Origin of the sequence: Sphingobacterium sp. SGG-5, from assembly GCF_011043525.1 — a bacterium.
Classification (GTDB): domain Bacteria; phylum Bacteroidota; class Bacteroidia; order Sphingobacteriales; family Sphingobacteriaceae; genus Sphingobacterium.
In genome coordinates, this window is sequence record NZ_JAAKGO010000004.1 from 143,671 (window position 1) to 156,817 (window position 13,147).

Annotated in this window: 13 protein-coding genes and 1 tRNA gene; 12 read left to right on the plus strand and 2 right to left on the minus strand. The window is 40.9% G+C overall.

What is annotated here, in order from left to right; translation table 11 throughout:
* Positions 1–10: 10 nt before the first annotated feature.
* The 8 genes from G5B30_RS07100 to G5B30_RS07135 all read left to right on the plus strand — a co-directional run bounded on the left by G5B30_RS07100 (position 11) and on the right by G5B30_RS07135 (position 8,174).
* A complete protein-coding gene (locus G5B30_RS07100) occupies positions 11–232 on the plus strand; it encodes a hypothetical protein (protein WP_165319283.1) in 222 nt (73 codons plus the stop codon).
* Positions 219–1,178: a hypothetical protein gene (locus tag G5B30_RS07105; protein ID WP_165319284.1), complete on the plus strand. Its 960-nt coding sequence runs from the start codon at positions 219–221 to the stop codon at positions 1,176–1,178. Before G5B30_RS07100 ends, G5B30_RS07105 begins: the two co-directional genes overlap by 14 nt.
* Positions 1,179–1,183: 5 nt before the next feature.
* Positions 1,184–3,469 carry a hypothetical protein gene (locus G5B30_RS07110; RefSeq protein WP_165319285.1) on the plus strand — a complete coding sequence of 762 codons (2,286 nt, stop codon included), beginning with the start codon at positions 1,184–1,186 and terminating at the stop codon, positions 3,467–3,469.
* A gap of 145 nt (positions 3,470–3,614) precedes the next feature.
* Positions 3,615–4,460, plus strand: coding sequence for a hypothetical protein (locus G5B30_RS07115; RefSeq protein ID WP_165319286.1), 846 nt, complete (start codon positions 3,615–3,617; stop codon positions 4,458–4,460).
* Positions 4,461–4,542: 82 nt separating this feature from the next.
* Complete coding sequence (locus G5B30_RS07120; RefSeq protein ID WP_165319287.1) at positions 4,543–5,214, plus strand: porin family protein; 672 nt, start codon at positions 4,543–4,545, stop codon at positions 5,212–5,214.
* Between the two features lie 97 nt (positions 5,215–5,311).
* Positions 5,312–6,391, plus strand: a complete 1,080-nt coding sequence (locus G5B30_RS07125; protein ID WP_165319288.1) for a hypothetical protein — start codon at positions 5,312–5,314, stop codon at positions 6,389–6,391.
* Between the two features lie 273 nt (positions 6,392–6,664).
* Positions 6,665–7,597, plus strand: coding sequence for a hypothetical protein (locus tag G5B30_RS07130; RefSeq protein WP_165319289.1), 933 nt, complete (start codon positions 6,665–6,667; stop codon positions 7,595–7,597).
* A gap of 328 nt (positions 7,598–7,925) precedes the next feature.
* Positions 7,926–8,174, plus strand: coding sequence for a hypothetical protein (locus tag G5B30_RS07135; protein WP_165319290.1), 249 nt, complete (start codon positions 7,926–7,928; stop codon positions 8,172–8,174).
* A gap of 156 nt (positions 8,175–8,330) precedes the next feature.
* Here the strand turns inward: G5B30_RS07135 and G5B30_RS07140 are convergent, their stop codons facing one another.
* On the minus strand, positions 8,331–9,314 hold the full coding sequence (locus tag G5B30_RS07140) for a helix-turn-helix domain-containing protein (RefSeq protein WP_165319291.1): 984 nt from the start codon (positions 9,312–9,314) through the stop codon (positions 8,331–8,333).
* Positions 9,315–9,486: 172 nt separating this feature from the next.
* Here G5B30_RS07140 and G5B30_RS07145 point away from each other — a divergent pair.
* The 3 genes from G5B30_RS07145 (at position 9,487) to obgE (ending at position 11,234) form a co-directional block, all read left to right on the plus strand.
* A tRNA-Arg gene (locus G5B30_RS07145) sits at positions 9,487–9,560 on the plus strand.
* A 73-nt stretch (positions 9,561–9,633) separates the two neighbouring features.
* A complete protein-coding gene (locus G5B30_RS07150; RefSeq protein WP_165319292.1) occupies positions 9,634–10,209 on the plus strand; it encodes an adenylate kinase in 576 nt (191 codons plus the stop codon).
* A 26-nt stretch (positions 10,210–10,235) separates the two neighbouring features.
* Positions 10,236–11,234 carry a GTPase ObgE gene (gene obgE, locus G5B30_RS07155; RefSeq protein WP_165319293.1) on the plus strand — a complete coding sequence of 333 codons (999 nt, stop codon included), beginning with the start codon at positions 10,236–10,238 and terminating at the stop codon, positions 11,232–11,234.
* Here obgE and G5B30_RS07160 read toward each other — a convergent pair.
* Complete coding sequence (locus G5B30_RS07160) at positions 11,231–12,295, minus strand: mechanosensitive ion channel family protein (RefSeq protein ID WP_165319294.1); 1,065 nt, start codon at positions 12,293–12,295, stop codon at positions 11,231–11,233. The genes obgE and G5B30_RS07160 overlap by 4 nt on opposite strands.
* Before the next feature lie 160 nt (positions 12,296–12,455).
* Between G5B30_RS07160 and G5B30_RS07165 the strand changes: the two genes are divergently transcribed.
* Positions 12,456–13,133 carry a DUF421 domain-containing protein gene (locus G5B30_RS07165; RefSeq protein WP_165319295.1) on the plus strand — a complete coding sequence of 226 codons (678 nt, stop codon included), beginning with the start codon at positions 12,456–12,458 and terminating at the stop codon, positions 13,131–13,133.
* The last annotated feature ends 14 nt before the right edge of the window (positions 13,134–13,147 follow it).

Here is a 13,147-nt window from a genome sequence, read left to right on the forward strand (position 1 = left end):
ATATGAACGCATGCTGTACGCCAAGATGCTGGAGGAGCAAGAACGAAAAAATGACTTCAGACTGCTGCTCGGGTATATCGTAAAATTTGGGGGCATGGGGGTCAATGACAATATTACATTGGAAAGCATCATGCATTTGCCACTGATAGACAATGAATACAAAGAATTACCGATACGATCTGTAGAAGAGGCTATGGACGTGCTAAATAAACTTATATATGGCCAAGCTTGAGATAGACGAAATAACTTATGCAACCAAAAAGCTCGGCATTTTGGTCAGACAAACCGACGAACTGAAAAAACAGCGTGCATTACTCACTAGTTTGATACAATCTTCCTCCAAAATAGAAGCAGTCGATGGACCATTGGGTAATACATACGGCGGGCCAGTACCTACATTTTCTTTATCTCAAAATAAATATTTCAAGGAATTCACAAAACAAGGTGAAACCGCTGATCAGAAAAAAAAGCTTGAAGAACAACTGGCTAAAGCAATGGAAACCGGGATACAAAAGGGAATAGAAGGTTTATTCAACAGTATAACAAACCTCGGGAAAAACTTTGAGGAGGTTTTCAGTAATGTATTTACAAAATTAGCCAATACCGTTACCAACACTTTCGGACAGGCGCTTAGCACAGAACTGGGAAGTCTCATAGGAAAGAAAATGGGCTCAAAAGACTTTAGTCTTTTCGGAATGGGCAGTACGGCATCTAAAGCGACCATAGCAGGAGCTGGCATGTTGGGTTCCGTGTTATATGCGCAGGGTACTAAAAGGAATGAAGAGGGGCTAATGATAGGAGGAGGTGCATTAAGCGGGGCGGTAACAGGTATGACCACAGGTCTTGCCCTTGCCGGTACCGGTGCCACGATAGGTTCGGTAGTGCCGGTAATCGGTACCATAGCAGGGGCTTTGCTAGGTGGTTTGGCAGGTTTGTTTGGCTTTAATTCGGCAAAAAAGGCGGAGGAGCAGCGACAGGAAATGATCGAGGAGCAGAAAAGGCAGACTGCACTGCAGGAACGGGCGAACGCTCTGGCTTATACTTCATCTATCACCGGCAGGATGAGCAATCAGGGTATCATCACGGGGTCGGATATCAACGAGTTTGGACAGGTGACATTCAGGATAAACGGAAAGGATATGGTAGCTGTATTGGATAGAAATAATAACAGTAGGTAATTGATATGGCAGTAAAGTACATACTGGAGGTAAGTTCTCAAAAGGAACAGGATTGGTTGGTTGAAATAGATTTTCCTGATTATGACGGGGAACCTATACATCTTATTGGGGACAGAAATCCTATAATCATAGCATGGGATGGGGGAACCAACGATAATCCTTTCGATAATCATATTATACAACAGTCAGCAACGTTTAAGGTATATGATGATAATGTGGATGTAGAAGAATTTCAATTAATAGACGACGGGAGTGTGAAATGTCGAGTGTATCTTGATGGACAATTGAAACATCAAGGATTTATTATAAGTGACGGTATTCAAGCGATAGATAGCGGTGTGCCAGAGATCGTCACGATCAAGTCGATAGACGGATTGGAGCTGTTGGATGGTCAAAAATTTTCATGGAATAATTATGGTGATATTACTGTAAACGGACAACAGTCGGACGGCAGATGTCCAATGAACGCTATACGTGTATGTCTATATCGGGTTATGGACAATATATTGCCTATTCGGTGGTCGTCTTCTATAAAAAGCGAACAATATCCAACGGATGACATGTTGGCGGGAAGAAATCAAATATTTACAGATGATAAAATGTTCAGATATTCGGACAATTCACCAAAATGGTTCCTCGAAAATATATTGAAAACGGCGCATTGTTGGCTTTATCAGCGTGATGGCTATTGGTGGATAGAGAACAGATTGGATGTGATACGTAATGGAGGGATATTCAATGGTTATGAGATAACCACCAGCACGATAAACCAGGTCGCTACGGGCATATCTATAGATATGAATACCGATGATCTTGCTATGGATTTTGTGGACGGAGATCAATATTGGATCGTAAAAAAACCTTTGGGGGGAGTAAATGTGGTCTATGAGGATACCACGAATGAAAACAACGTAGTGCCCAACGGAGAATTTGATATATTGGGATCTCCTTTTGCTGATTGGGATTTCTCTTACTTGCCATCAGGATCGGGCACTCCTCTTTTGGAAAGGTATAGCCCTGCGATAGACGGGCGAGAAGGTAACTCCTTATACATGAAATGGGCTGATGTATCAGGTGAGTCATGGGCTCGTGTGTCTTTTGATGGAGATATTCCGTTGGATGCTAATATATTGTTCAAGAATGTGGTTTTTGGGTTTGATTTTATGCCGTTGAAAAATTTTCCATACTACGGATCGGGTGAAAAAAAAGGACAGATAAATTGGGATAGTCATCCATTCCGAGTAAGGGTTGGATATACTATGCAGGGCGAGACGCTCTACATGAATGAATTCGGATGGTGGCATAGGGCTGCCGTTGGAGGGGCGTGGCTGACTATGACGGTCGGTCAACCAGGCGCAAATAGAATAAACTATATGTTTGGTGGTAATCCTATGAAAGGCGATGTAGTCGTGATAAGTATAAAAACAACTGGAGGATATACTGGCACATTCACAGTCAACTATACAGCGAGTGAAGCAGATGAAGGTAATATGACGGTATTTTTATCTAATTTGAGAAATACAATCTCATCCGAGTACCCGGGATGGACGGTAGCAACTCCCTCCGGTACGACTTGGGTAAGTATCATAGATCCATCCGTTGATATGTCAGACAACGACTCTATGTTGACATCAGGCGGTAGCGGGATGAACCCCGATGGTTCGATAAATATATCTGTCGACAGTATGAAGATCGGAGATGTAGCTCGAATATCGTTTACGGGTAAAGGTGGCAGCAACATGATAAAAATGCCTGATCCGGGACTTCTTCCTAACGTTAGTAGTGTGGTAGGTAAACTCAAAATCGAGTTTTATGTGAAGGAGGGACAGGGGTATGTGATCGACAATGTATATTTCAAAACAGACGACAATCACGATAAATATGAATTGAGGGGATACGGTGTAAAATCTGGTGTTGAAGATACAACTGTTGGCATAAGTTCGGGATTCAGCGGACATCTATGGTCGAGCTACGGGAATGGGTATCAATATACTAATCTGGCTATGTTATGGAATGCGTACGGAGGATATCCTGCAAGTTTGACGGAACTATACGGTAGTGCAATACTGGACTGGCGCAACAGGCCTAGTAAAATATTCGAGGGTAGCATAGATAAGATAGTTCAGTGTGGTGATTTCTTGGATATAAAAGGAATAAAATACGTCGTATTGAACAGTTCGACAGTCAGTGAGGGGGTAAGCAGGATCACGGCTTTTGAAGCATCGTTAAATCCGAATTTTTATTTAGTCACCCATAAAGGAACAATGGACAAGGGCGAAACAGAAAATTAAGATTAATACGATAGCTATAATAGAAGCAAGGGGTAAGACAGAAGGGAGTATTCACCATCTCTAATATGGAACAGAATTATAAATTCACGTAAATTTGACAAAAGGAAATCTTTATAAAGAGTTAAATTTCAAAAAGTAACACAAAATGAAAAAATATTATATGTTATTACTTATGGCCATGGCCTCTTGTTCCGATGAGCAGCCGGAAAATATTAAATTGGAGTTCGCCGATCAAAGAACAGAGTTAAACAGACAGTTTTATGCGACAGGGGATCTGATGTCCGTGAAATTTAGGCTGAGCTTTATTTATAAAGATAGAAGAGATGGAGAACAGCATTCTATTATCACCTATGGCGGACAGGTAGATAATAGAAGTGATGTATTTACCTTAACAGAGGCGGGCGACTATCCAGCAGGTTACTACTATTGGTTATGTTCTCATGAAAAAGATTTCATTGCTGACCTTAACGTGAATAAAATAAGCTATAAAATATCGGCACCTCATTTGTTTGAGAAAGATTATTACCTCGACACTACGATAAGGGTTTTTGAGAACAGAAGAATAGATTTTCTGATGGATAAGTTGGCGCCTAACAATTTAAAAAGCACTTATCTCGAACAGGTGTTTGTGGGTGAACAAAAAGTTAAGGCTCGTCAAATACATCTTCTTGATGCTCCCATGGGCTCTTCACAAGCGCCTAAGAGTTACCAGGAGTTACAAGAAGGAGGCTATGGTTCGTTTGCCGGCTTGTATGGAGAAACTTTCATCTATGGTGACAACGTTATAGATAGCATTGAAGTGCGGGCGGGGAATATAGGTATATACTCCGACTTGAGCGTAAGGGCGGTGGTTGAAGATATTTTAGCGACCTATGATGTAACGATTGTATCCGAGGGGCCGGATGATACAATATTGGAAACAGAAGAGTTGATATTTCATACGAGAATGAAGGGATTTAATATAATCACTGCTATAACAAGAAAGCCGTAGCTATATGCACACGAAAGATATTGTAACTTAACCAACAAGCGAGGAATTATGGTAAAGAGCGGTATAAATACAGAAAACGATAATGAAAAAGAAGTTAATTTTATTAGGCATAGTGCTTTTGTTGATCGCAAGTGTACAAGCACAGGTTCATTATGGTATTAAAGGAGGTTTAAATTTAGGAAAGTATGCTTATGAGAATAATATAATGAAGGATGATGTAAGAATGAAGCCGTCTTTTTATGTGACAGGATATGCAGATTTATCGGTTGCTCCACGTTTCTCAATTCAACCTGGTATTTCGTTGCAGGGTAAAGGGTCTAGGATGGAAAACGATACAGAGGGGAACTCATCATCAATATCTAAACATATTATATCTATCGAAGTTCCTATAAATGCCCTCTATTATATACCGACAGGCACTCGGGGGGCTATATTTGTTGGAGCGGGCCCGTATGTGGGATACGCTATTAGTGGAAAACATAGAGCGAAATGGTCTGGCATAGATAATGAGGGCGTGGATAATGAAGGGGCTGATATCAATGGATCTATTTCGAGAGATATAGATTTTTCGGGTGATGATAAAGAGATGAAGCGTTTTGAAGCGGGTGTTAATTTCCTTATCGGTTACAAATTGTCGAATGGTTTTTTGATTAATGCAGGTTATGGTTTGGGATTGACCAACTTGTCTACAATATCTTTATTGCCAGATTATTCAAACCGTGTGTTATCCTTTGGCGTTGGTTTCCAATTTTAAGATAAAGCTACTGGATGCGTTACAAAACAACGATTATCGATATAAAATAGCCTTGAGTTATTAACGGCAACTAACTAATAAACTAAACTCAATTGATATGGCAGATATAATAGAAGCAAGAGTAAAGCAGAAAACTGATACGCTCGACAATTGGAATAACAATATGCTAATATTGCTGTCGGGAGAGCAAGCATTTGTCATCAACGATAATGGCGATCCTGTGAATTTTAAGATCGGCGATGGTACCAAAACGTTTGCGGAGCTTCCTTTTTGGATAGATTATAGTCAGGCAGCTTACATTCCATATACAGCAAATCCGGTGCAGGATGTAGCTTATACGATAGTAGGTGGTGGGATATATGGGAGCATTACCGTAGCTGATGGTTATATGGCGGTATTGGGATGGAATGGATCGGTTTGGAGCAAGGATACGGAGATGTACGTAAAAGGGAACGACGGCACAAATGCACAATCTTTTAATTTTAAGGGCAATGTGCCTGATTATGCATCCTTGCCATCATCAGGGAATGTGCAGAACGATGCATGGTACAATCTGGATGACAACCTTCTTTATGTCTATAATGGAATATCGTTTCCTCCTGATGGAGAGGGAATGAGTCTTGGAGGCCAAGATTTACAAAGCGTAGTCGAAAGGGGAAGTACAACAAATATTCCTATTACGGGTGTTCCAGCTGTAGATGACAATCATTATGTCACTAAACAGCAATTAGACGCAGCTACAGGAGGTAGTTTTACTGATATTATCCCCTTACCAGCTTCTCAATCATTCGATTTACATGTAGGTGTAGATAACTTATATATAATCAGGTTTATAAACTCAGCTGATTTAAATGTATATATGAGCCATCAAAATCCATCTGATCCTAACATATACGCCTATATGTATTATAATGGTACAGGTTCATATTATAATTTCAATGATACTGAGTCAGTATTTGCACCTTATGTCGGTGAATTAGATGCATTTGAAGGGAGTTTGATTTTTAGCATCAGCGATGTAGATACATACAGTAAAGATACTGTTAACGCATCGGTTGTACTTGAAATGGACATATCTGATCCTATAGATAATTCTCGTATATTCTTCTTCATCGAAGTGTATAAGTATGCTTCATATTCACCATGGGTGATTAAAGTAACATATAAAACAGTTTAAATGATGATGAAATTAAAATGGATACCTAAAACAAGCTTGGTCATAGCAATCGGTTGCCTACGACGGAGATCCTATTGGTTTAACAGACATGATTATTCAAACCGCGTGTTATCATTTGGCGTTGGTTTCCAATTTTAAAATGAAGCTTTAGATATTGCAGTAGGAGAAGCGATAGTCTATAAGATAGATTTGCGCTGTTGATTATAATAACCATATAGACCATATAGCTAAAGCACCAAATCATGGTACAGCATGAATTAAACAACAATTGATATGGCAGAGACTATAGAAGCAAGAGTAAAGCAAAAAACGGATACACTCGACAATTGGAACAACAACGCTTTGGTATTGCTGTCGGGAGAGCAAGCATTTGTCATCAACGATAATGGCGACCCTGTAAACTTTAAAATCGGCGATGGTACCAAAACGTTTGCGGAGCTTCCTTTTTGGATTGAATACAATCAATCAGGTTATATATCATATACAGCTGAACCGAGCCAAGATGTAGGATATACTATAGTAGGAGAAGGAGTCTATGGTTCTATAAATGTAAATGCCGGATATATGGCAGTGCTTGTATGGGACGGGACATCATGGAATAAGGATACGGAAATTTATGTAAAAGGAGATCCCGGAACCAATGCACAATCGTTCAATTTTAAAGGCAATGTGCCTGATTATGCATCCTTGCCATCATCCGGAAATATTCAGAATGACGCATGGTACAATCTGGATGATAAATTATTGTATGTATTTAACGGGATGTCTTATCCTCCAGATGGTGATGGAATCGACTTAGGGGCCGGTATAGCTGAAACCTCTTGGACTGTTAATGGTAATATGACTATTGTAGGAGCGCAATCAATAGCCATCCCAGGAGAAAACGTATCAGTGTCAATATACGGTGTTCCTTTAGATAGCGGTTGGGTTATGTTCAAAGCTACAGACGGAACAACAACGGGTACATTAGAGATTTCTGCGGTTCTGAGAGGAGAGAGTGGTAACGCCTTTTTTGAAAATGTACTAATAGATTATCCTATGGATATGGCATATGGCAATGAATATCAGTCTATATCAGAACAATATATGCACCCATTGCAAGGAACTATAGGGCTTAGAACACCTTCGGGCAATTACTATAAAATAGAATATATTTTCAAGTTTGATGCTACAGAAGGTCACTTAAAGGTAACAAAGGTTAATTAATCGATAAGCCCCTCGTCGAAGTTGGGTGCACGACAAAAATCCGATTTTCGTCATTTCGACGACGCTAGGAGGAGAACCGAGCTTGCGAGCTCATCGTAGATAAATCTATGGATATGTTTCCTGCCTAACCATAGATATCTCCTCGTTCCTCGTCGATATGACGACATAGTTTTCGACAAGTTTTTCACATTACGGAACCTGCGAAGCAAGCATGAATTCCATTAAAAAAATAAACGCTAATGAATAATCTGTCGTGCACCCCCGGTGGGGTATCTTTAAAGTAATTGGAAAATAATTTGTAAATTTGTATATCATAACGCAAAGTATTATGGCTATCCTAACCGTAAATATCGATAATGAAAAGGATCTCCCTATATTGAAAGAGATCCTTAAACGTTTTGGATTAAAATATAAGGTGGAAAAACAATCTGGAGTTGCTAAAGAAGGTAAGGAATTATACGATCGATTTAAGGAAACTTTCCAAGAGATCAATGATTGGGAAGCCGGACGGGTAGATTTACAATCTGCTGAGGAAGCGTTGGCCCAGATTGAATCTGAATTGAACCATGACATTTAATGTTCTATTTTCTTCCTCATTCAAAAGGGAATTAAAGCGTATGTCGTTGACATAGAGTTGATAATCGACCATCTGAACAATGAGGATTTGCTTTAAATAGGGAGCAGAGTATACCAAGATACCCTCTGCTTTCATCTCGTGTTGGCGGGAGAACGGCTAACTGTCGGAGGTCAGGAGCGCTGCTTTGGCGGCTATTTTCCGTTCTTCACGGGGGCTGCGGTGAAAGCAGATCTTATATTGCTTGGAAAAATGTTTAGCATCGAAGAAATATAGCGTCAGCGCAATCTGTTCTATGGAAAGTTCCGGTTGTCTGAGCAGCAGCTCTTTGCCCCGGTGCAGCCGGATCAGGAGGATGCTGGATTTTAGGGAGTTGTTGTGCTCGGCAAAGGCTCTGTTCAGTTGTCGTGGTGAACAACAGCATATATCAGCTATTTTGTCGCGGTTCAAGTCAGCGTCCATATAATTTTCCGTAATGTATGTGACTGCTTGATGGTAAATCTGTATCAGCGATTCTTCTCTGCCCTGTGGGGCAGATGGCCTGCTCAATTGATGCAGATAGCCGGCATACAGCTTGGACATGAGCAGGCCGATATGGTGCAAGGTACTAAAAGGACCTAAGCTGGCTTTTGCAAACTGATCCAGAAGTTGCCGTTCGATGTGGGTGATGCCGGCCAACTTTTGGAGGCTGTCACTCCGGCGCTTATGTAGGTCGCGCAGTTGAGGTAGCTCTGCCAGTAGCTGCTGCTGCGGTGCTCCTTGTATGCCCAACAACAACAGCCACTGCCGCTCGGTACTTATGGTAAGATGGTAATCCGTTTCTGTTGAAAGGGAAAAAATGCTGTTGCCTGTACTGTTGCTGCCTGTGGGGAAGTGGAGGGTGCCCTGAAAATGTAGCCCAAGCCATAAGATATTCCCTTCTCCTGTGGGCAATGGCAAACCACGTATTTCCTGCGGACGCCCCTTGAGTTCGCAGAGGAAGAAATCCTGTAACTCAAATTGTATATAATGTAACTGTTCCTCTAATTGTTGTCGCGTGGCCTGATGGAGCCCCGTGAGATGCATGCTCCTGAATCCATCTCTTTGGGCAGCATGTGTGCGATGTGTCTCCCTCCATAACTGAACAGGATTTTTATCTTGCATAGTAGAATAGGAATTATAGCCTGTAATCGCAAGATAGGAAAATTATTTTTAACCGCGGACCAAGGATCAATGTCCCAATATTCTTCAAAAAAAATTTGGAGAAATATATTATTTATCTATCTTTGCATCATCAAAAACGGAAAGGGTTGCACCCGGAAGTTTTAATAAAAATGCGCTCCTAGCTTAATTGGATAGAGCACCTGACTACGGATCAGGAGGTTAGGGGTTCGACTCCCTTGGAGCGCACTTAGTTTCCTAAAGCCTAATTCTATCCAGCGGATTAGGCTTTTATTTTTTACTATAATAAAACTTCAACATTATGCTAAACCTAGTTTTATTCGGCCCTCCAGGGGCAGGAAAAGGAACTCAATCGGAAAAACTTATCGACAGGTACCAATTGGTACATATTTCAACGGGCGATATTTTTAGAAGCCATATTAAAAATCAGACTGCTCTAGGGCAGCAGGTTAGTCAGATTATTGCTGAAGGTAATTTGGTCCCGGATTCCATCACGATTGCCATGTTGGAAGAAGAGATCACGAAAAACCCACAAGCTAAGGGCTTTATTTTCGATGGTTTTCCACGTACGGTAGCTCAGGCAGAAGCCTTAGATCAGTTTTTGGTAAGTATTGATACATCGATCAGCGGTGTAATTGCCTTGGATGTGACGGAAGAAGAACTGACAGCACGTATTGCTAAACGTCAACAGATTTCAGGGCGTGCCGATGATGCTGCGGATAAACTGAAGAAACGCATTGAGGAATATTTTGGTAAAACTATCCATGTACTTCCTTACTATGAAGCACAGGGAAAATTGGTGAAGGTAAATGGCATCGGAGATATCGAAACGATTTTTTCTGACCTCACAGCTGTCATTGACGCTTATCAGGACTAATTTTCTTTTTAATTGAGGAGGTAGGGATGGCTCAGGGTTCAAATTTTGTCGATTATGTAAAGGTATGTTGCCGTTCGGGACGTGGGGGAGCGGGCTCTGCCCACCTGCATCGCGACAAGTTTACGGCCAAGGGGGGACCGGATGGTGGAGATGGAGGCCGAGGCGGGCATATCCTACTGAAGGGATCTTCTCAGCACTGGACCTTGCTCCATCTAAAATATCGTAAACATATTATTGCCCAAGCCGGAGAGTCCGGCGGGGCAGCTTTGCGATCGGGTGCCAATGGGAAGGACGAAATTCTGGAAGTTCCCCTTGGAACGGTAGCAAAGAACGCCGAGACCGGAGAAATCCTCTTTGAGATCACCGAAGACGGAGAGACAAAAATACTTACCCCTGGTGGAAAAGGCGGGTTAGGCAACTGGCATTTTAAGTCGGCGACCCAGCAGACCCCTCGTTTTGCGCAACCTGGTTTGCCGGGACAGGAGGAGTGGATTATTCTAGAACTGAAAGTATTGGCGGATGTAGGTTTGGTGGGCTTTCCAAATGCAGGGAAATCAACCTTGTTATCGGTCGTGTCGGCAGCGAAGCCGGAAATTGCAAACTACCCTTTTACAACGCTGGTGCCTAATTTGGGAATAGTAGGTTATCGAGACGATCGATCATTCGTCATGGCCGATATTCCCGGTATTATTGAAGGTGCTTCTCAAGGTAAAGGATTAGGTATCCGCTTCTTAAGACATATTGAACGGAATGCTGTCTTACTTTTTATGATCCCGGCCGATACAGATAGAACGATAAAAGAAGAATATAATATACTGCTAAATGAGCTTGCAACCTACAATAGCGAACTCTTAAACAAGCCGAGGCTACTGGCTATTACCAAAGCTGATATGCTTGATGATGAACTGGAAGAAGAAATGAAGGAACAGCTCCCTGCTGCTATTCCATATCTTTTTATTTCCTCGGTATCGGGTAAGCATATCCCTCAATTGAAGGATATGCTTTGGAAAGCGATCAACGCTTAAAACTTTTCTGTCATCTCACTTTTTTGAATTTCTACCTGACGAGATGTCGAGTATGCAAAGGAAACACCCATTTCGTTCAACAGTCTACATATAGCCAAGTTGATTTTTTGTTGTTTGTCCATGTATTCGGTGTATCCGGGTTCCATGGAGTAATATACAGCCTCATAATAGATGGCGTATTCTTTGAATGCAGCAAGATGCACACGATCAAAAGTTACTTTATCCTGTGCAAGGATTATTTCCTTTACCTTTTCGGGTATCTGCTCCAATTTGTCAGGTGAGGTGTTATACGATACATTAAAACCGAATACCGCCCGTCTTTTTTCCATTCTTGAATAGTTGTTGATCCATTCATTGAGCAAATTTTGGTTGGAATATGCTATTTCATGTCCCGATAAACTTCGGATACGTGTCGTTTTGATACCTATATAAGATACGGTTCCTAATTGATCGCCAATGATTAAAAACTCACCGACTTCAAAAGGACGGTCAAAGAGAATAGAGAAATAGGCAAAGATATCGCCCAAAATACTTTGAGCAGCTAAAGCAATGGCAATTCCCCCGATACCGAGTCCAGTTAATAGGGTAACAACATTGTAACCCAAATTTCCAAGTAGGAATACTAATCCTAAACACCATAAAACTAATTGTATGATAATAGTCACACCACTCATTGCCTGCTTTGTTTCTAACCGCCCTTGTTTTTTTAAGTAGTATTCGATCCCTTTATCGATACAGAGATTGAGTATCCGTACCGCATAAAAAACAACGATAATAGCCCGGGCTACCCGTAGCGCATCATGTAAAAAATCGGGTAAATTTAATGTTAATACGACGGAGAAAATCAAGATGAAATACAAGAGTGGAAATACACCTTTTTGCAGAATCTTGACGGCAATATCGTCGATATCTGATTCTGTTTTAAGCGCAAAACGATGTAAACGTTTGATCAATACTGCTTTTACAATGGTTAAAATGATAAGACCGATAATTACAATACCGAGAGCGACAAGATAATCTTTTACTGAATTTCCAAAATAAATGTGTTGCGAAAAAATCATAAAAATGAACGTTTTTGTGAAATAAAAAAGTCACCCGACATGACTCTGGTGACGTAGGTAATTCTACAAAACTAAGGATTTTATCTAAAAAGGAAAAATGAGGAGGGTGAAACCTTTTTGCTACAAAAAAGGTTGTAGCTGTAGCTAAGACATACAAAAGATGGAAAAAATTCTTTTACATGGGGTAGAATGGCAATTCGCCTTGGAAATCATTGGACGTACGATTATCATGTTTTTGCTGATTCTACTGGTTTTACGTCTATCGGGTAAACGAGGGGTACGGCAACTGTCTTTATTTGAGGTTGCTATTATTTTGGGGTTAGGTTCAGCTGCAGGTGACCCCATGTTTCAGGAGGACATTCCGATAGCATACGCCGTGGTTGTACTTTTTTCTACAGTTCTTATATATAAATTTATTACATGGTCCGCATCGAAATCATTACGTATACATCGTATATTAGAGGGGAAAGAAATGACTGTTGTGGAAAACGGACAGTTTGATATTAAACATGAAAATGATAGAGATTTTTCCGTTATGGAATTTTTTGCAGAATTGCGCAACCAGTCTGTCGAACATTTAGGCCAAGTTAGGTTGGCGCTATTAGAGATAGATGGTACATTAAGTATACTATTTTATGCAGACGAAGATGTAAGATATGGGCTCCCGTTATTCCCCGGCGCATATAAACAGGTGCAGGTGGATGAAACGACAGAACATCCTCTTGCATGTATGTACTGTGGCTTTGTACAACCGGCCACTTCTTCCGTGATGGAAAGCTGCGTCAGATGTAAGCATAAGCAATGGACTATCGCAATAAACACAAAGAGAATAAGCTGATAAAAAAATGTAAA